We start from the raw sequence: 18,633 nt of genomic DNA, 5'->3' as shown, positions 1-18,633 counted from the left end.
CATCCCGTCGGCGCCGTCAGGCGGCGGGCAGCCCCGCCATCCGCAGGCGCACCGCGCGCGCCTGCGCCGCCGCCTCGTCCAGGACGGCCAGCCGCTCGTCACCGGCCGGCAGGCCCGCCCGGTCCGTGCCGGTGGCCCACGCCAGGAGCTGGTCGGCCAGCGCCGGGTTGAGCGCGAGCACGGGGCCGTGCAGGTAGGTGCCCACCACGCGGCCGGCCACGACGCCGTCGACCGACGCCTCGCCCACGCCGTTGCCGGTCCCGCGCAGGACCCGCCCCAGCGGGACGGCGCCGTCGTCCAGCGCCGTGCGGCCCCCGTGGTTCTCGAAGCCGAGCAGGGGCGGCAGGCCCAGGCTCGGGTCGGCCTCGGCGACGACCTCCCCCACCGCGCGGCGCTCGGCGGGCAGCGGCTCCACCGTCCGGCACGGCAGGAGCGAGAGCCCCGGCACCGAGCCGTCGACGTCGCGGAAGGCGCTGCCGAGGATCTGCATGCCGGCGCAGACGGCGAGGACGGCGCCGCCCGCCTCGACGGCGCGGGCCATCCGGTCCTCCTGCGCGAGCAGGCGGGCGACGTGCCGCTGGGGCCCGTCCTCCCCTCCGCCGAGCAGGTAGACGTCGGCCGCCGGCAGCGCCTCGCTGCCCACGACCTCGACGACCTCCGCCGCCAGGCCGCGGGCGCGGGCGCGGGCCGCGAGGACCGCCGCGTTGCCGCCGTCGCCGTAGGTGCCGAGCAGCTCGGGGTAGAGCACGGCGACGCGCACGGCCGACGGCCCGCCGCTGCCCGTGCTGCCGGACATCGGGCTGCCGGTCATCGGGCTGCCGGTCGTCGTGCTGCCGGTCATCGGGCCCCCTCCTGCGCCGCGAGGACGCGCAGCTGCTGGAACGCCGTGTAGTTGCCGACCACGTCGACCTCCTCCGCCGGGGGCCCCCCGGGCTCCGGGCCGCTGCCGGGCGCACCCAGCGCGCGGGCGGCGCGCAGCGCCTCCCGCAGCCCGGGCACGCGCTGGTGCTCCACCCCCGCCACGGCCAGGCGCAGGGACAGGTCCGCCGCGCGCTCGCCGGCGACGACGACGCGCCGGCCCACCAGCCGCTCGAAGGGGACGTCGTAGATCCAGGACGTGTCGCGCCCGTCCGCCCCCTGGGCGTTGATCGCGAGCAGGAGCGGGCGGTCGCTGGCGCCCATGACGTCGAAGTTCTCCACCCAGCCGGCCGGGTTCTTCGCCAGCAGGAGCCAGAAGCGCACGCCCTCAGCCCGCAGCCAGGCGTAGCGGCCCGCGACGTCGCCGACGTCCACCATGGCCGCCAGGGCGCTGCCGAGGTCGAGCCCGAGCTCTCGCGCCGCGGCGGCCGCCATGACCGCGTTGCGCCGGTTGGCCTGCCCCGGCAGCGCGAGGCGCACCGGGTGCCCCGCGGCGGTCCGCTGCTGCTCGCCCGCCGTCCCGGCGTCGAGCTCGCGCGCGACGTCGCCCTCCAGGACCACCGAGGGCGTCGGGCGCGACAGGGAGCAGCTCGGGCAGCGCCAGCCGCCGGCCGGCGAGGGGTCCCCCGGCACGGCGCCCGCCGGCGCCGCCTCCGCCGCGGCCGTGGCGTCGCGGTCGTCCTCGGGGTCGCCCGGCAGGGTCAGCAGCTGCTCGCAGCGCGGGCAGCTGCGCGCGTCCGCGGTCCACGAGGCGCCGACGGAGACCCACACGACGCGGGGGGCCGACGAGGCGGCCCAGACCACGAGGGGGTCGTCGGCATTGGCCACGACGACGCCGCGCCCCTGCTCCGCCGACGCGTCCAGCCCGGCGAGGGCGGTGCGCCACCCGGCCGCCAGCTGGCGCGTCTCGGCGGTGCGGTCCAGCTGGTCGCGCGAGAGGTTCATGAGCACCACGACGCGGGGCGCCAGCTCGGGCAGCAGCCCGGACAGGTGCATCTCGTCGACCTCGAGGACGGCGTCGCCCGGCCCGCTCGTCAGCGCCGTGACGATGCCCGCGCGCATGTTGGCCCCGCCGCCGTTGCTCACGACGCCCCGCCCCGCGGGGCGGGCGGCCAGCGCGGCGGTGAGCAGCCGCGTGGTCGTGGTCTTGCCGTTGGTGGCCGAGACGACCGCGGCCACGCGCTCGCCCGCGAGCTCGTGGACGGCCCGCGGCGCCAGGCGCAGCACGACCTTCCCGGCCACGACCTCGCCGGCGCCCCGGCCCAGCAGCCGCGACGCCGTCCCGGCCGCCGCCCCGGCCACCCGCGCGGCGCGGGTGCGCAGGCCGGTGCGACCGGCGGGGCGCACCGGGGCGGTGCGACCGCCCGCGGGCGCGCCGGGCGAGTCCGAGGTCGCCGGCGTGGCCGCCCCCTCGGGCAGCGCGCCGCGCTCGACGCCGGCCCGGGGCTCGACGCCGTCCCGGAGCGGGCCGCGCTCGGGTCCGTCCGGCAGCGCCGAGGACGCCGCGCCGCTCACGGCGCCCCTCCGCCGCCGGCACCCTCGTCGCCACCCGGACCGCGGGGACCCGTGGCACGTCGGCGCTCGTCCTCGGCGCGCTCGTCCTGCACCCGGCGGCGCTCCATCCGCCGCAGCCGGGCCACCATGTTGAGCATCAGCAGGACCACCGCGATCACCACGAGGAAGGTCCAGATGAAGCCCTCGGTGCCCGGGCCGACCGACGTCGGCTCCGGCGCCTGCACGGGCGCCCCGGGGGCGGGGGTGGCCGCCAGCACGGCGCCGACGGCCACCAGGCCGGTCGCGAGGACGGGCGCGCCGAGGATCACGCGCCGGTCCCGCCCAGGAGCTCGCGGACGCCGGCGAACAGGTCCGTCTCGGGCACGGAGGTCTCGACGGCCGAGCGCGCCAGCTCGAACTCCTCGGTCGGCCAGAGCTCGGCCTGCTGCTGGCGCGGGACGCGGAAGAAGAAGCCGGCCGGGTCGATCTGCGTGGCGTGGGACAGCAGCGCGCGGTCGCGGGCCTCGAAGTGCTCCTCGCAGCGCACCCGCGCGTCCACGCGCCGCTCCGCGCGCTCGGACCGGTTGGCCAGCCACTCCCCGAAGGGCGACTCGCCCCCCTCCGCCAGGATCGCGCGGTGGAAGATCTCGAGGCGCTCCCGGCTGAAGCCGCCGTTGTAGTACAGCTTCAGCGGCTGCCACGGCTCGCCGCCCGGGAAGCGCGCGAGGTCCGCGGCGCCCTCGAAGGCGGCCACGGAGACCTTGTGGCACATGATGTGGTCGGGGTGGGGGTACCCGCCGTTCTCGTCGTACGTCGTCACGACGTGCGGGCGGAACTCCCGGATCACGCGCACGAGCGCGGCGGCGGCGGTGTCGACCTCCTCGAGGGCGAAGCAGCCCTCGGGCAGCGGCGGCAGGGGGTCGCCCTCCGGGAGGCCCGAGTCGACGAAGCCGAGCCAGCGGTGCTGGACGCCGAGGGCGGCGGCCGCAGCGGCCATCTCCCCGCGGCGGACCTCCGTCAGGTCGCGCAGCACGTGCGGGTCCCCGGCGAGGTTCGGGTTGAGGATGTCGCCGCGCTCGCCGCCGGTGCAGCTGACGACGAGCACCTCGGCGCCCTCGGCGACGTACTTGGCCGACGTCGCCGCGCCCTTGCTCGACTCGTCGTCGGGGTGGGCGTGGACAGCCAGCAGCCGCAGGGGGCCGTCGTCGCCCCGCAGCGCCGCGGCCGCGCCGTCGGCGAGCGCCAGGTCGGCGGGCCGCGCCGTCGGCTGTGCGGACGCGGGCGACTGCCCCTCGCGGGTGGCGAGGCCGTTCTCTGACACCTGGACTCCTCCTCGTCGCAGCCGTCGGCGACACTGGGTGTGCGCCGCGGGTGTGGACGACAGCCATGATGGACGACGCCGGTGGCGCTGCGGTGCAGCCCCCGGCAGACGACGGCGGTGGACCGCCGAGCGGTGGAGGGACGACGTGGCCGAACCGGCGAGCACGCGAGCGGGCGGGCGCCCCGCGCCCGGGACCGCGGAGGAGGCGGCGGAGCGCGACGCCCGGCTGGACGAGCGCTACGGGCGCCGGTCCACCTCCCCCCGTCGTCGGCGCGCCGCGGTCGCCGCGGTCGCCGTGGCGGCCACCGCCGGCCTCGCCTGGGTGGCGTGGGCGAGCACGGGCCTGCGCGAGCCGGTCACCCACCAGGTCATCGGCTTCTCCGCGCCGACCGACACCGCCGTGGACCTGTCCTTCCAGGTGACCAAGGACCCCGGCTCCACCGCCCGCTGCGACGTGCGCGCCCTGGCCGAGGACTACACGACCGTCGGCTGGCTGACGGTCGACATCGGCCCGGCCGAGGGCGACGTCGTGCGGCGCGAGGTGGAGATCCGGACCCAGCAGCGCGCGGTGAGCGCGGAGATCATGGGCTGCGACCTGCTCGAGACCTGAGCCCGGCCCCGGTCGCCGCCGCGCCACGCGCTCGCCGGCCGGGGGCAGCTCCGCGGGCACCTCCTCCCCGCGGGCGTCTCACCGGCCCCCGCCGGGGATGTCGGCTAGCATCGCCGCTTCGCAGCGCTGCGGGGCGTGCTGCGCCGGGAGGACCCGCGCACCGCTCCGGTGCTGCAGCGGGTGGCCACCCGAGGGGCGTCCCCCGCCCCCGGCCCGCCACGGACGGCGAGCACCGCAGTCCTGACGACGACCAGCACCGAACCACCCGCACCCCTGACATCCGCACGACGACCCGGGGCGCCGCGCCGAGCGCGCGTCGTCCGCACCCCGTCCGCCACCGCGGGCGGCGCACCCGAGGAGGTCCCCGTGACCGACACCACGCAGACGCCCACCCAGACGCCCACGAGCGGTCAGCGCGGACCCGCCTGGCTCACGCAGGAGGCCTACGACCGCCTCAAGGGCGAGCTCGACCACCTGACCGGCCCCGCCCGCCAGGACATCGCCCAGCGCATCGAGGCCGCCCGCGACGAGGGCGACCTCAAGGAGAACGGCGGGTACCACGCCGCCAAGGAGGAGCAGGGCAAGCAGGAGGGCCGCATCCGCCAGCTGACCCAGCTGCTGCGCGACGCGAAGGTCGGCGAGGCCCCGACCGACTCGGGCCGCGTCGAGCCCGGGATGGTCGTCGTCGCCGAGGTCGCCGGGCGCGAGATGCGCTTCCTCTTCGGCTCGCGCGAGGTCGCCGAGGGCACCGACCTCGACGTCTACAGCCCCACGTCCCCCCTGGGCGAGTCCATCTCCGGCCTGTCGGCCGGCGAGGAGGCGTCCTACGTCGCGCCGAACGGCCGCTCGATCCCCGTCAAGGTCGTCTCCGCGACGCCCTTCACCGGCTGAGCAGCGCTGCGACCGACGACGGCCCGGCACCCCCGCGGGGGTGCCGGGCCGTCGTCGTCGCCGGTGCGGCGCAGCCGGCGCGGTCGCCGGGACTCAGCGCGCCGCGGCGCGCTGGTACTGGCGCACGGTCAGCGGCACGAAGACCACCAGCATCACGACGCCCCACAGCACGCTGTAGAGCACCGGGTTCTGCAGGGGCCAGGCCGTGGGGTCCGGTGCGCCCGGCTGCAGGTTGCCGAAGAGCTCGCGCGCCGCCTGCGTGACGCTGGAGACGGGGTTCCACTCCGCGAAGACGCGCAGCACCGTCGGGAAGGTCTCGAGCGGCACGAAGGTGTTGGCGATGAAGGTCAGCGGGAAGATGACGATGAACGTCACGTTGTTGAACACCTCGGGCGTGCGCACCAGCAGCCCGAGGTAGGCCATGATCCAGCTGACGCAGTAGGCGAAGAAGAGCAGGACCAGGTAGCCCAGCACCGCCTCCCCCACCGACGTCGTGATGCGCCAGCCGACGAGCAGGCCGGTGAGCGTCATGATCACCACGGTGAGGACGTTGTTGACGACGTCGGCCGTGGTGCGCCCGACGAGCACCGCCGACGGCGCCATCGGCAGGGACCGGAAGCGGTCGATGATCCCGGTCTTGAGGTCCTGCGCCATGCCGGAGCCCGTGATGGTGGCCCCGAAGATCACCGTCTGCGCGAAGATCCCCGCGATGAGGAACTCCCGGTAGGCCCGCGGGTCGGGGATGCTCCCGTCCGCCCCGGGCAGGGTGATGGCCCCGCCGAAGACGTAGGCGAACAGCAGCACGAACATGATCGGCGAGACGATCGACCCGACCAGCAGGTCGGGCACGCGCTTGATCCGGATGAGGTTCCGCTTCGCGATGGTCCACCCGTCGCCCAGCGCCTGGCCCAGGCCTCCGCCGGGGGACGGCGACGGACGACCGGACGACCGCCGGCCGTCCGCCTCCGCGGTCGTGCGGCTCGCGCTCGTGCTGCTGCTCATCGGGCCTCCCCCTCTCGTCGGTGCCGTCCTCGTCGGCCGCGCCCGCCGGCGTCGCTCGTCTCCCCGCCGGCCTCCCCGCCGGTCCCCCCGTCGTCCGGGGCGTCGTCCTCGGCGGCGCGCCCGGTCAGGGTGAGGAAGACGTCGTCGAGGGTGGGACGCCGCACGCCCGCGTCGAGCACCTCGGCGTCGGTCTCGCGCAGCGCGCCGAGCACGGCGACGAGCGCCGCCGTCCCGCCGGTGACCGGCGCCGACAGCGAGCGGGCGCGCTCGTCCACCGACACGTCCTCCGCGCCGGCCCGGTGCAGGGCCTCGCGCGCCGTGGCGACGTCCGCGTCACGGCCCACGGTGAGCTCGACGCGCTCCCCGCCGATCTGCGCCTTCAGCTGGTCGGCCGTCCCCTCGGCGATGACCCGCCCGGTGTCGATGACGGCGATGCTGTCGGCCAGCCGGTCGGCCTCCTCCAGGTACTGCGTCGTCAGCAGCAGCGTCGTGCCGCCCGAGACCAGCTCGGAGATGACCTCCCACATCCCGAGCCGGCTCCGCGGGTCGAGCCCCGTGGTCGGCTCGTCGAGGAAGAGGACCTCCGGCTCGGCGACGAGCGCGCCCGCCAGGTCGAGCCGGCGGCGCATGCCGCCCGAGTACGTCTTCACGGGCCGGTCGGCCGCCTCGGTGAGGGAGAAGCGCTCGAGCAGCTCGCGCGCCCGGGCGCGCGAGGGGCCGCGCCCGAGGTGGTACAGGTCCCCCACCATCCGCAGGTTCTCGGTGCCGGTGAGCTGCTCGTCGACGGCGGCGTACTGGCCCGAGACGCCGATGCGCCGTCGCACGCCCGCGGGGTCGGCGAGCACGTCGACGCCGGCGACGACGGCCCTGCCGGCGTCGGGGCGCAGCAGGGTCGTCAGCACGCGCACGGCCGTGGTCTTGCCCGCGCCGTTGGGGCCGAGGACGCCGAGGACGCTGCCGCGCGGCACGGCGAGGTCGAGGCCGTCGAGCGCCGTCACCGCTCCGTACCGCTTGACGAGGCCCTCGGCCACGACGGGGTGGTCCTCGCGCGAGCGCGGGGACGTCGTTGGGGTCATGCCCGGACCGTAGCGAGCACCACCGACGGCGGGGTGCTCCGCCGAGACCTCGCCCTGCACCTGCTCGAGCCGGGGTGCGCGCACGGGACCGCCCTCCTGCGCGCCGCGGCGGGGTGCCGGGGCGCTCGAGGGGGTGGACCGCCGGCGGCCGCCGGGATCATCGGCCGTGCGGGGCTCAGCCGACGACGCGGATGCCCGCCCCGGCGAGCGCGGCGAGGACCGCCTCGGCGTGGTCGTGCCCCGTGGTCTCCAGCTGCAGGCCGATCTCCACCTCGTCGACCGCCAGCGCCGCCGTGGTGCGCGTGTGGAAGACCTCGAGCACGTTGGCGTCGGCCCCGGCCAGCACCGCCAGCACCCCCGACAGCGCTCCGGGACGGTCGGCGACCCTGACCCGGCAACCCAGGTAGCGCCCGGCGGCGGCCATGCCGTGGCGGATGACGCGCATGAGCAGCAGCGGGTCGATGTTGCCGCCGGACAGCACGACGACGACGGGCGGCTCGAAGGCCTCCGGCGCCTCGAGGAGCGCGGCCACGGCGGCCGCGCCCGCCGGCTCGACGACGAGCTTGCTGCGCTCGAGCATCACGAGCAGCGCCCGCGACAGCGACTCCTCCGCCACCGTCACCACGTCGTCGACGAGGTCGCGCACGAGCCCGAAGGGGACGTCGCCGGGGCGCCCGACCGCGATGCCGTCGGCCATCGTCGCCATCGAGGCGAGCGCCCGCGGCTCGCCCGCGTCGAGCGAGGGCGGCCAGGCCGCGGCGCCCTCGGCCTGCGCGGCGACGACGCGCACGTGCGGCGCCAGGGCCTTGACCGACGTCGCGATGCCGGCGACGAGCCCGCCGCCGCCCGTGCACACGACGACGGTGCGCACGTCAGGGGCCTGCGCCAGGACCTCCAGCCCCACGGTGCCCTGCCCGGCGACGATGTCGGGGTGGTCGAAGGGGTGGATCAGCACGGCGCCGGTCTCGCGCTCGTGCGCCAGGGCGTGCACGAGCGCCTCGTCGACCGTCGAGCCGGCCTGGTGCACCTCGGCGCCGTAGCGACGGGTCGCCTCGACCTTGGGGATGGGGGCGCCGACCGGCATCCAGATCGTCGAGCGGATGCCGAGCAGCCGGGCGGCCAGGGCCACGCCCTGGGCGTGGTTGCCCGCGCTGGCGGCGACGACGCCCCGCTCGCGCTCGGCCGCCGACAGCCGCGACATCCGCGTGTACGCCCCGCGGATCTTGAAGGACCCGGCGTGCTGGAGGTTCTCGCACTTGAGGAGCACGGGGCCGCCGAGCAGCTCGGCGAGGGCGGCGCTGGGCTCCAGCGGCGTGGTGCGCACGACCCCCTCGAGCAGCTGCGCCGCGGCCCGGACGTCCTCGAGCGCCACGGCCGGCACCTGCTCGGCCCGCACGTGCTCCTCCGGGCCCCGTGCGCCCGGGCTCACGCGGGCGCGGCGCCCTCGAGCGCCTGGTCGAGGTCGGCGAGCAGGTCCTCGACCTCCTCGAGCCCCACCGACAGGCGCACGAGGTCGGCGGGGACCTCGAGCGGGGAGCCGGCGGCGCTGGCGTGCGTCATCCGCGCCGGGTGCTCGACGAGGGACTCCACGCCGCCGAGGGACTCGGCGAGGGTGAAGACCCGCGTGCTCGAGCACAGCTCGAGGGCGGCGGCCTCGTCGGCCAGGCGCACCGAGACCATGCCGCCGAACCTGCGCATCTGGCGGGCCGCGACGTCGTGGCCCGGGTGCCCGGGCAGGCCCGGGTAGAGCACCTCGCGCACGGCGGGGTGGGCCTCCAGGTGCGCCGCGACGCGCTCGGCGCTGTCGCAGTGGCGCTCCATGCGCACGGCCAGCGTCTTGAGCCCGCGCAGCACGAGCCAGGCGTCGAACGGCCCGGCGACGGCGCCCATGGCGTTCTGGTGGAAGGCCAGCAGCTCGGCGAGCGGCTCGCCGCCGGGTGCGACGGCGTCGCCGACCACGAGGGCGCCGCCCACGACGTCGGAGTGCCCGCCGCAGTACTTGGTCGTCGAGTGGACGACGACGTCGGCGCCGAGCGAGAGCGCCTGCTGCAGGTAGGGCGTGGCGAAGGTGCTGTCCACGGCCAGCAGCGCGCCGGCGCCGTGGGCCACCCGGGCGAGGGCGCTCACGTCGGCGATGCCGAGCAGGGGGTTGGTGGGCGTCTCGCACCACACGAGGCGGGTCCGGTCGGTCGTCGCCGCGGCGACCGCCGAGGGGTCGGAGAGGTCCACCGCGGTGTGCTCGACGCCCCAGCGCGCCAGGACCTTCGAGATCAGCCGGAACGTGCCGCCGTAGGCGTCGTCGGGGATGACCACGTGGTCGCCCGGCACCAGCACGGCGCGCAGGAGGGCGTCCTCGGCAGCGAGGCCGGAGGCGAAGGCGAACCCGGCCCTGCCGCCCTCGAGCGCGGCGAGGCACTCCTGGAGCGCGTCCCGGGTGGGGTTGGCCGAGCGCGAGTACTCGTACCCGGCGCGCAGCCCGCCCACGCCGTCCTGGGCGAAGGTCGTGGCCACGTGGACCGACGGCACGACGGCACCGGTCTGGGGGTCGGGCTCGGAGCCGGCGTGGATGGCGCGGGTGGAGAACCCCGAGGCCGACCAGTCGGTGGGCCCGGCGGCGGGCGGGGCGTGGCCCGGCTCCGCCGTCTCGTCGCCCGTCGCGCGCGGGCCGTCCTGCGGGTCGTCCTGCGGCTGCGTCACGTCCCGGACGCTACCCGCTGGGCCCGACGTCGGCCCCGGTCCGGCTGCGCCGGCGCCCTACGCCCCGACGGGGGGCGGGTCGGCGCCTGGCGCGGCCGGTCTCCGACGGGCGCCGACGGCCGCTCCGGCGCCGGGCATGGCCAGGCGCGGCAGCAGCAGCCCGACGACAGGGCCGATCCCGAGGGCGTAGACGAGCGTGCCGACGCCGACCGTGCCGCCCAGGGCCCAGCCGCCGGCGACGACGGAGACCTCGATCGCGGCGCGGACGGGGCCGACGGGCAGCCCGGTGCGGGCGGACAGCCCGGTCATCAGCCCGTCGCGCGGCCCCGGCCCGAGGGCGGCCCCGACGTAGAGCGCGGTGGCCGCGCCGTTGAGCAGGACGCCGCCGACCAGGAGCAGCACCGCGAGGGGCCACGACGCCGCCGCGGGCAGCAGGCGCAGGCCCACCTCGATCGACAGGGCCACGAGCACGACGTTGCCGAGCGTCCCGATCCCCGGGCGCACGCGCAGCGGCACCCACAGGAGCAGGACGACGAGTCCGGACAGGAGCACGACCAGGCCGAAGCCGAGCCCGCTCTGGCGCACCACGCCCTGGTGCAGCACGTCCCACGGGGAGGCGCCCAGGCCCGCCCGCAGGATCATGGCCAGGGCGAGGCCGAACAGCAGCTGGCCGACGACGAGGCGGGCCAGCCGGTGGGGCAGCGACCACGCCGCTGCGGGACGGCGCCCGTCCGCAGCGGCGCGGCTCACCTCAGCGGGGGCCGGGGCCGGCGTAGGTGCGCCCGGCGGCGGCGCGGTGGACCCAGTCCAGGCCCTCGCCGGAGGTGTGCGAGGAGCCGTAGCCGTCGGCGCGGATGTCGCGGACGGCCGCCACCACGGCGAGGGTGACGAGGGCGACGAACAGGACGGTGAGGACGACAGAGACCATGCGTCCATGGTGCACCCGACGTGGCCCGTCAGGAGCGGTCCAATCCGTTCCCCGTGGACTGATGGGGTCGTCGCGGACCTGTTCCCGGCTCGCGGTCCGCACCAGAGCGCTCACCCGTCACCCAGCTGGAGCAACAGCGCCGGGGCCAGGAGGTGACGACGCGATGTGCAGACCACCGGGCCTCGATTGGCCTGCTCTGCCGAGGCCACGGATGTCGTGGCGTGCGACGCTGACCGCGTGAGCGCCCCCGACGACGTCCCCGAGGCCCGCCGCTGCGCCGAGCGGGTGGCCGCGCTCGTCGGGCGCGGGACGCTGCACCCCCCGGTCGCCGCGTCCCTCGCGCTGGGCCTGCGCGCCCTCGTCGCCGACGGCCGGCTGCCGGTCGGCGGGAGGCTGCCCGCCGAGCGCGAGCTGGCGGCCGCGCTCGGGGTCAGCCGGGTGACCGTGACCTCCGCCTACCGCCGCCTGCGCGAGTCCGGGTGGGCATCCTCGCGGCAGGGCGCCGGCACCTGGACGAGCGTCCCCGACCGCAGCGGCGTCGTCGCCGCCTTCGTGCCGGGCAGCCCCCGCGACGGCACGGTGGACCTCACCTACGCCTCCCCCGCCGGGCCCCCCGAGGTGGCCGACGCCTACGCCGCGGCCCTCGAGGCGCTGCCCCGGATGCTCCCCGGCCACGGGTACGTCGCCGGCGGCCTGGCCGACCTGCGCGCCCGCGTCGCCGAGCGCATGACGGCGCGGGGGCTCGCGACCACGGCCGAGCAGGTGCTGGTGACGACGGGCGCCAGCGGCGCCATCTCCTCCGCGCTGCGCGCCGTCCTCTCCCCCGGCGACCGCGTGCTCGTCGAGCACCCCACGTGGCCCAACGCGCTCGACAAGCTCGGCGTGCTGGGCGCCCGCGCCGTGCCCGTGCCCCGCGACCCGGCGGGACCGGCCGCCACGGGCTTCCCCGCGGCCCTGCACCGCGCCGCGCGCGAGACGGCGCCCGCCATGGCCTACCTGATGCCCGACTTCTCCAACCCGACCGGCGCCGTCATGACCCCCGACGAGCGCGGGCGGGCGGTGGCGAGCCTGCAGCAGCACGGCGTCGTCGTCCTGTCCGACGAGACGCTCGCCGACCTGGCCCTGGACCCCGACGACGACCCGGGCGAGCGCCCGCCGCTCGCCGCGTGCGGGCCGCCCGGCGCCGTGCTCACCGCCGGGTCGCTCAGCAAGTCGGTGTGGGCGGGCCTCCGCGTCGGCTGGCTGCGCGGCGAGCCCGCCCTGCTGGCCCAGGCGGCCTCCTGGGCCTCGCGCGACCACGGCGCGCTGCCCGTGCTCGACCAGCTGGCCGCCTGCGTGCTGCTCGACGGCCTCGACGCCGGCCTCGTCGGGCGCCGCGAGCGGCTGCGCGAGCAGCGGGACGCGCTCGTCGACGCTCTGCGCGCGCGCCTGCCCTCGTGGGAGGTGCCGCGGCCCCCCGGCGGGCTCTCGCTGTGGTGCCGGCTGCCGAGCGGGACGTCCTCGTCCGTCGTCGCCGACGCCGCGGAGCGGCACGGCCTCTACCTGGCCACGGGCTCGCGCTTCGGCACCGGGCACGCCTTCGACGACCACCTGCGGCTGCCCTTCACCCAGCCCGTGCCCGTGCTGCTGGAGGGCGTCGAGCGCCTGGTCCGCGCCGCCGCGGACGCCGACAGCGCCTGGGGCGCCCCCACCACCTCGCGCTCGGGGGCGCTGCTCGGCTGAGCGGCCCGGGCGGGCGCGGCGCCGCGCAGCCCCGCCGCCGGGCCCGCCTCGTCGGCCCGTCGGCGGGCCGGCGCCCCTCCAGCGCACTCCGTCGGCACACCGCCACGAAGAGCGCCCCCCAGCCGCACTCTGTCGCACACCGCCACGAAAGGCGCCCCCCAACCGCACCCTGTCGACACACCGCCACGAAAGGCGCCCCCCAACCGCACCCTGTCGACACACCGCCACGAAGAGCGCCCCCCAGCCGCACTCTGTCGGCACACCGCCAGGGAGGGCGCCCCTCAGCCGCACTCTGTCGGCACATCGCCGGCAGGGGCGCCCCTCAGCCGCACTCTGTCGGCACATCGCCAGGGAGGGCGCCCCTCAGCTGCACTCTGTCGGCACATCGCCGGCTGGGGCGCCCGTGCAGCGCACTGCGTCGGCACACCGCCGGGGGAAGGCCGCGACCACCCGTGGCGTTGTCACCACCAGACCGGAGCGGCCGTCCCCACCGGGGCGGCGCGCTCCCCGCGACGAGCACCAGGAGGACCCGTGGCCCTGTTCGGGACCCGCATGAAGACGACGATGGTCGAGCGCGACCAGGCCCTGCCCGGCCGCGAGCACCGGCCGCACGGCGTGCCGACCACGCACGCCGTGCTCGGGACGCCGCTCGAGGGCCCCTGGCCCGAGGGCACCGAGCGCCTCTACGTCGGGATGGGCTGCTTCTGGGGCGCCGAGCGCCTCTTCTGGGGCCTGCCGGGCGTCGTCACCACGGCGGCGGGGTACATGGGCGGGTTCACGCCGCACCCCACCTACGAGGAGACCTGCACGGCGCGCACCGGGCACACCGAGTCCGTGATGGTCGCCTTCGACCCCTCGGTGACGAGCGTCGAGACCCTGCTGCGCACCTTCTGGGAGGAGCACGACCCGACCCAGTCCAACCGCCAGGGCAACGACGTCGGCACCCAGTACCGCTCGGCCGTCTACTGGACGACGCCGGAGCAGGGCGAGGTCGTGCGGGCCTCCCGCGACGCCTTCGCCGCCGAGCTCGAGCGCTTCCGCCTCGGGCCGATCACGACCGAGCTGCGCCCCGCCGCCGAGGCCGGCCCGTTCTACTACGCCGAGGACTACCACCAGCAGTACCTGCACAAGGTGCCGAACGGCTACTGCGGCCTGGCCGGCACCGGCGTCAGCTGCCCGGTCGGCGTCCTGCCCACCGGTGACGCCGCCCCCGCGGAGGCTGCTCGCTGACCCGCACGACCTCGCACGACGGAGCCCCGGTGACCACGCGGTCAGCGGGGCTCCGTCGTGCCGGGTGGGCGTCGGGCTGCTGCGGGACGGGCGGCGCACCGGCACGATCGCGGGGCAGCCGGACGCGCGAGTTGGGAGCCCAGATGGATCAGGCCCACGGGGATGAGGTCCGGAGGCACGACGCCCGGGGGGACCCGGGACGGAGCCGCAGCGCGGGGCCCGGTGCCGGGGCCGACGTCTGGGACGCCCGCCACGCCCGCTCGGGAACCCCGGGCGACCCGCACCCGGTGGTCCGCGCCGTCGTCGGCGGCCTGCGGCCCGGACGTGCCGTCGACCTGGCCTGCGGTGCGGGCCGGCACGCGCTGCTGCTGGCCTCGGCGGGGTGGTCGGTCGACGCCGTCGACCTCTCCCGGGGCGGGCTCGACGTCGGCCGCGCGGCGCCGGGCGGGGACGCCGTGCGGTGGCACCGCGCGGAGGCGCTCGGCTGGCTGACCGGCTCGGGGCGGGACAGCAGCGCCCGGGCGGACCTCGTGCTGGACGCCTTCGCCCAGCTCCCGGGCGTCGTCCCCGCGGCGGCGGCGCGCCTGGCGGCGGGCGGCCACCTCGTCGTCGTGGGCCACGCGCGGCGCGACGCCGGGCTCCCCGGCGTCCCGCGCGACGCGCGCCTGCTGCACGACGTCGACGCGCTGGCGCGGGCGGCGGCCTCCGCCGGCCTGGAGGTCCTGCGCGCGGAGGACGTGGCCCGCCCGCACGAGGACGGCTCGCCGCGCCACGACGCCGTCCTCCTCGCGCGGCGCCCCGGCTGAGGAGGATCGACCGAGGAGCCCCGTCGCCGAGGCCGCCGCGGCGGTCAGCCGGCGACGTGGGTGAGCAGGTCGGCGCGGGTGACGACGCCCGCGGGCTTGCCGTCGACGACCACGAGCAGCGCGTCGGACTCCTGCAGCGCCGAGCGCGCCGTGGACGCCGTCTCGGTCCCGCCGATGCGCGGCAGCGCGGAGGACATGTGCCGCGAGACCGGGTCGGTGAGCTGCGCCGTCCCGGAGAACACGGCGTCGAGCAGCGCGCGCTCGCTCACCGCGCCGACGACCTCGCCGATGACGACGGGCGGCTCGGACGTCACGACGGGCATCTGCGAGACGCCGTACTCGTGGAGGATCTCGATGGCGTCGCGCACCGTCTCGGCGGGGTGGGTGTGCACCAGCGACGGCAGGTCGGTGGACTTGCCGCGCAGGACGTCGGCGACCGTGGTGGCGCCGGAGGGGGACCTCGGGGCCCCCGCGTCCGCGGTGGAGAAGCCGTAGCTCGCCATCCAGCGGTCGTCGAAGATCTTGCCCAGGTAGCCGCGCCCGGAGTCCGGCAGGAGGACGACCAGGACGTCGTCCGGGCCGAGCTCGCGGGCGACCTCGAGGGCTCCGACGACGGCCATGCCGCAGGAGCCGCCGACGAGGAGGCCCTCCTCGCGCGCCAGGCGCCGGGTCATGGCGAACGCCTCGGCGTCCGAGACGGCGACGATGCGGTCCGGGACGGTGGGGTCGTAGGCGCGCGGCCACATGTCCTCGCCGACGCCCTCGACCAGGTACGGCCGTCCGCTGCCGCCGGAGTACACCGACCCCACGGGGTCGACGCCGACGACCGTCACCGGCCCGCTCCCCCGGTCCGCCGAGACCTCCTTGAGGAAGCGGCCGGTGCCGGTGATGGTGCCGCCCGTGCCCACGCCGGTGACGAAGTGGGTGATCCGCCCGTCGGTGTCGGACCAGACCTCCGGGCCCGTCGTCTCGTAGTGGCTCAGGGGACCGTTGACGTTGGAGTACTGGTCGGGCTTCCAGCCGCCCGGCAGCTCGCGCGCCAGCCGGTCGCTCACCGAGTAGTACGACTCGGGGTGGTCGGGGGCCACGGCCGTGGGGCAGACGACGACCTGGGCGCCGTAGGCGCGCAGCACCGCGCGCTTCTCCTCGCCGACCTTGTCGGGCACCACGAACACGCACGTGTAGCCGCGCTGCTGCGCCACCAGGGCCAGCCCGACGCCGGTGTTGCCGGACGTCGGCTCCACGATGGTCCCGCCCGGCTGCAGCTCGCCGGAGGCCTCGGCGGCGTCGACCATGCGGACCGCGATGCGGTCCTTCACCGACCCGCCGGGGTTGAGGTACTCCACCTTGGCCAGGACCGTCGCCGACACCCCCTCGGTGACGCGGGAGAGGCGGACGAGCGGCGTGCCGCCCACGAGGTCGACGACGGACTCTGCGTAGCGCACGACCCGATCCTCCCACCCGGCGGCGACCGCGCCCGCGGGGACGGACCGGCGTCGGCACCGGGCCGTCCGGGGGCGCCGTCCGGGAGGGCTGTCCGGGAGGGCCGAGCGAGGGGAGGGCGCGCGACCCGCAGCGGCACGGCCGCCGGCGACCTAGCCTCGTCGGGGAGCCCCGCGGCACCGGCACCGGTCGGGCGCGGGACGACGACGAGGAGGGGCGCATGGCCGGCAGCACCTGGGCTCGTCGCGCCGCGACGGCGGGCGCCGTCTACGGCGCCGGGCTCGCGGCCGCCGGCGCGCTGGCCGTCGGCGTCGTCGTGGTGGAGGCGCAGCTGGCCCGGCGGACGGTGGGCCAGCCGTTCGGGACCGCCGGTCCCGACGCGGACGGCGTCTACGGCGCCGGGCCGGGCCGCCTGCTGGCGGTCGGCGTCATCGGGGACTCCAGCGCCGACGGCCTCGGCGCGCAGACGCCGGAGCAGACCCCCGGCGCCATCGTCGCCACCGGGCTGGCCGCCGTCGCGGGACGGCGCGTGCGCCTGGTGAACCGCGCGGTGGTCGGCGCGGGCTCGCGCGACCTGGACGCCCAGGTGGACCGGCTCCTGGCGGCGGTCCCCCGGCCCGACGTGGTCGTCGTCATGGTCGGCGCCAACGACGTGACGGGCCGCGTCCGCCCCGCCGACGCCGCGAGGACGCTCGGGGAGGCGGTCGTGCGGCTGCGCGCCGCGGGCGCCGAGGTCGTCGTCGGGACCTGCCCCGACCTGGGCGCCGTCGAGCCGGTGGCCCAGCCGCTGCGCAGCATCGCGCGGCGGTGGGCGCGCGACCTGGCGGCCGCCCAGACCGTCGCCGTCGTCGAGGCCGGCGGCCGCTCCGTCTCGCTCGGCGACCTGCTCGGCCCCGAGTTCACGGCGGCGCCGGAGGAGCTGTTCAGCGCCGACCGCTTCCACCCCTCGCCCGCCGGCTACGCCCGCGCCGCCGCCGCGCTGCTGCCCGCCGTCTGCACGTCGCTGGGCCTGTGGCCCGAGCTGCCCGGCTCGGGTCGCGACGAGCGCGTCCTGCCCGTCGCGGAGGCCGCCGCCGCCGCGGCCCACGAGCCGGGCACCGAGGTCGAGGCCACCTCTCGGGACGGCGACGAGCGCGGCCCCGCCGGCCGCTGGGCCCGCCTCCGGCGCCGCGGCGGGCGCTGAGGGCGCCCTCCGCGGTCGGCGGTCAGAGGGCGCGGCGCAGGGCCACGAGGCGCTCGCGCAGGGCCACGACGACGGCCGCGTCGTCGCGGGCGTCGGCCGCGGCGAGGACGTCGGCGGCCAGGACGGCGAGCTGGTCGCCGAGGGCGTGCGGGGCCAGCTCGGGGACGGCGCGGCGCGGGCGGCCCCCGAGATCGGCGGCGACGTCGGCGAGCTGCTGCAGGGCGGCGCGGACGACGTCCGCCGGCGGGCGCGCCTGCACGGCGCCGAGCGCCTCGGCCCCGACGGACCTCGGGCCCGGCCGCACCACGCGGCCGGGCCCGAGGGCGGCGAGCCGGTCGAGGCAGCGGCGCAGCTCGCGCTGCGCGTCCTCGACCGACCCGCCGGAGGGGGTGCTGGTCATGCGGGAGAGATCAGTCGTTGCCGCGCAGGATCGCGAGCAGGCGCAGGATCTCGATGTACAGCCACACGAGCGTCGTCACGAGGCCGAAGGCCGCGCGCCACGCGAACTGCTGCGGCAGGCCGTTCTTGACGCCCTGCTCGATGAAGTCGAAGTCCAGGATGAGCATCAGCGAGGCCAGCGAGACGCCGAAGAGGCCGATCAGCCACCCGAACGACGAGCCGAAGGCGCTGGCACCGGTGAAGAGCGAGACGCCCAGGTTCACCAGCAGGAAGATGCCGTAGCCCATCACGGCGATGAACATGAACTTCTTGAACTTCTCGGTCGCCCGGATGACCTTGGACTTGTAGGCGATGAGCATCGCGGCGAACGCGCCGAGCGTGCCGAGGACGGCCTGGGACACGATGCCCGAGTACTGCGCCTCGAAGACCTGGCTGATGGCGCCGAGCACGGCGCCCATGAGCACCGCGTACCCGACCATGACGCCCGGGCGGATCTTCTTGCTCAGGTTCGCCCAGATCCCGAGGCCTGCGGCCACGAGCATCGCGGGCAGCGCGAGACCGAGCGCGGTCCCCGGCTCCGTGAGGGTCCACGTCGCGCCCGCGGAGACCACGAGCAGCGCGAAGAGGGCGCCGGTGCGGACGACGACGTCGTCGTAGGTCATGCGCCCGGTCTGGGCGCCGCCCGCCGACGGCTGCGCGTACATGTCCTGCAGCTGCTGCGGCGTCACGTCCTGCGAGGCGCCGTAGCCGCCCCGCGTCGGCGCCTGGCCACGGCCCCGGCGGTCGGTGTCGTCGAAGGTGGCGTAGCCGCCCTGCGAGAACGCCCTGTCGTTCCGGAAGGCGGGGTTGTGGCTCTGCATGGGACTCCTGTTCCGAGAGCGGGGGTGTCGGGGCTCGCGGCTCCTGCCGCGCT

Annotated in this window: 19 protein-coding genes; 6 read left to right on the top strand and 13 right to left on the bottom strand. The window is 77.3% G+C overall.

What is annotated here, in order from left to right:
* Positions 1 to 16: 16 nt before the first annotated feature.
* Genes Q0848_RS00375 through mca form a run of 4 tightly spaced genes read right to left on the bottom strand, consistent with a single transcriptional unit; the run spans position 17 to position 3,598 of the window.
* Complete coding sequence (locus tag Q0848_RS00375) at positions 17 to 841, bottom strand: type 1 glutamine amidotransferase (RefSeq protein ID WP_299033184.1); 825 nt, start codon at positions 839 to 841, stop codon at positions 17 to 19.
* Positions 838 to 2,433: a Mur ligase family protein gene (locus Q0848_RS00370; protein ID WP_299033182.1), complete on the bottom strand. Its 1,596-nt coding sequence runs from the start codon at positions 2,431 to 2,433 to the stop codon at positions 838 to 840. Before Q0848_RS00370 ends, Q0848_RS00375 begins: the two co-directional genes overlap by 4 nt.
* Complete coding sequence (locus tag Q0848_RS00365) at positions 2,430 to 2,741, bottom strand: hypothetical protein (protein WP_299033179.1); 312 nt, start codon at positions 2,739 to 2,741, stop codon at positions 2,430 to 2,432. The genes Q0848_RS00370 and Q0848_RS00365 overlap by 4 nt, the downstream gene beginning before the upstream one ends.
* A complete protein-coding gene (gene mca / locus Q0848_RS00360; protein ID WP_366146353.1) occupies positions 2,738 to 3,598 on the bottom strand; it encodes a mycothiol conjugate amidase Mca in 861 nt (286 codons plus the stop codon). Before mca ends, Q0848_RS00365 begins: the two co-directional genes overlap by 4 nt.
* A 280-nt stretch (positions 3,599 to 3,878) precedes the next feature.
* On the opposite strand from mca, the gene Q0848_RS00355 reads away from it, so the two are divergent.
* Positions 3,879 to 4,343, top strand: coding sequence for a DUF4307 domain-containing protein (locus Q0848_RS00355; RefSeq protein ID WP_299033174.1), 465 nt, complete (start codon positions 3,879 to 3,881; stop codon positions 4,341 to 4,343).
* Positions 4,344 to 4,709: 366 nt separating this feature from the next.
* Complete coding sequence (gene greA, locus Q0848_RS00350) at positions 4,710 to 5,234, top strand: transcription elongation factor GreA (RefSeq protein WP_299033171.1); 525 nt, start codon at positions 4,710 to 4,712, stop codon at positions 5,232 to 5,234.
* A 93-nt stretch (positions 5,235 to 5,327) separates the two neighbouring features.
* Here greA and Q0848_RS00345 read toward each other — a convergent pair whose 3' ends face one another.
* The 6 genes from Q0848_RS00345 to Q0848_RS00320 all read right to left on the bottom strand — a co-directional run bounded on the left by Q0848_RS00345 (position 5,328) and on the right by Q0848_RS00320 (position 10,937).
* A complete protein-coding gene (locus Q0848_RS00345; RefSeq protein WP_299033169.1) occupies positions 5,328 to 6,236 on the bottom strand; it encodes an ABC transporter permease in 909 nt (302 codons plus the stop codon).
* Positions 6,233 to 7,312: an ATP-binding cassette domain-containing protein gene (locus Q0848_RS00340; RefSeq protein ID WP_366146352.1), complete on the bottom strand. Its 1,080-nt coding sequence runs from the start codon at positions 7,310 to 7,312 to the stop codon at positions 6,233 to 6,235. Before Q0848_RS00340 ends, Q0848_RS00345 begins: the two co-directional genes overlap by 4 nt.
* A gap of 175 nt (positions 7,313 to 7,487) precedes the next feature.
* Positions 7,488 to 8,741 (bottom strand): threonine ammonia-lyase, encoded by a 1,254-nt coding sequence (ilvA, locus tag Q0848_RS00335; protein WP_299033163.1) that lies wholly within the window; start codon positions 8,739 to 8,741, stop codon positions 7,488 to 7,490.
* A complete protein-coding gene (locus Q0848_RS00330) occupies positions 8,738 to 10,009 on the bottom strand; it encodes a cystathionine gamma-synthase (RefSeq protein WP_299033160.1) in 1,272 nt (423 codons plus the stop codon). Before Q0848_RS00330 ends, ilvA begins: the two co-directional genes overlap by 4 nt.
* Before the next feature lie 57 nt (positions 10,010 to 10,066).
* Positions 10,067 to 10,759, bottom strand: coding sequence for a YitT family protein (locus tag Q0848_RS00325; protein WP_299033157.1), 693 nt, complete (start codon positions 10,757 to 10,759; stop codon positions 10,067 to 10,069).
* A gap of 1 nt (position 10,760) precedes the next feature.
* On the bottom strand, positions 10,761 to 10,937 hold the full coding sequence (locus Q0848_RS00320; protein ID WP_299033155.1) for a hypothetical protein: 177 nt from the start codon (positions 10,935 to 10,937) through the stop codon (positions 10,761 to 10,763).
* Positions 10,938 to 11,174: 237 nt separating this feature from the next.
* Here Q0848_RS00320 and Q0848_RS00315 point away from each other — a divergent pair, with 237 nt between their 5' ends.
* The 3 genes from Q0848_RS00315 (at position 11,175) to Q0848_RS00305 (ending at position 14,695) form a co-directional block, all read left to right on the top strand.
* Positions 11,175 to 12,659, top strand: coding sequence for a PLP-dependent aminotransferase family protein (locus tag Q0848_RS00315; protein WP_299033153.1), 1,485 nt, complete (start codon positions 11,175 to 11,177; stop codon positions 12,657 to 12,659).
* A gap of 564 nt (positions 12,660 to 13,223) precedes the next feature.
* A complete protein-coding gene (gene msrA, locus Q0848_RS00310; RefSeq protein ID WP_366146351.1) occupies positions 13,224 to 13,889 on the top strand; it encodes a peptide-methionine (S)-S-oxide reductase MsrA in 666 nt (221 codons plus the stop codon).
* Positions 13,890 to 14,032: 143 nt separating this feature from the next.
* Entirely contained in the window at positions 14,033 to 14,695 is a 663-nt protein-coding gene (locus tag Q0848_RS00305; protein ID WP_299033147.1) for a bifunctional 2-polyprenyl-6-hydroxyphenol methylase/3-demethylubiquinol 3-O-methyltransferase UbiG, read from the top strand.
* A gap of 44 nt (positions 14,696 to 14,739) precedes the next feature.
* On the opposite strand, the gene Q0848_RS00300 is transcribed toward Q0848_RS00305, so the two are convergent.
* Complete coding sequence (locus tag Q0848_RS00300; protein ID WP_299033144.1) at positions 14,740 to 16,140, bottom strand: cystathionine beta-synthase; 1,401 nt, start codon at positions 16,138 to 16,140, stop codon at positions 14,740 to 14,742.
* A 218-nt stretch (positions 16,141 to 16,358) separates the two neighbouring features.
* Here Q0848_RS00300 and Q0848_RS00295 point away from each other — a divergent pair, with 218 nt between their 5' ends.
* Positions 16,359 to 17,321: an SGNH/GDSL hydrolase family protein gene (locus Q0848_RS00295; protein WP_299033141.1), complete on the top strand. Its 963-nt coding sequence runs from the start codon at positions 16,359 to 16,361 to the stop codon at positions 17,319 to 17,321.
* Between the two features lie 22 nt (positions 17,322 to 17,343).
* On the opposite strand, the gene Q0848_RS00290 is transcribed toward Q0848_RS00295, so the two are convergent.
* On the bottom strand, positions 17,344 to 17,721 hold the full coding sequence (locus tag Q0848_RS00290; RefSeq protein WP_299033137.1) for a hypothetical protein: 378 nt from the start codon (positions 17,719 to 17,721) through the stop codon (positions 17,344 to 17,346).
* A gap of 10 nt (positions 17,722 to 17,731) precedes the next feature.
* On the bottom strand, positions 17,732 to 18,580 hold the full coding sequence (locus Q0848_RS00285; protein ID WP_299033134.1) for a Bax inhibitor-1/YccA family protein: 849 nt from the start codon (positions 18,578 to 18,580) through the stop codon (positions 17,732 to 17,734).
* Positions 18,581 to 18,633 lie beyond the last annotated feature (53 nt).

Source organism: uncultured Pseudokineococcus sp. (assembly GCF_947495735.1).
GTDB lineage: Bacteria > Actinomycetota > Actinomycetes > Actinomycetales > Quadrisphaeraceae > Pseudokineococcus.
The sequence above is the reverse complement of the archived record's forward strand: the minus strand, read 5'-3'. Positions and strand labels throughout refer to the sequence as shown.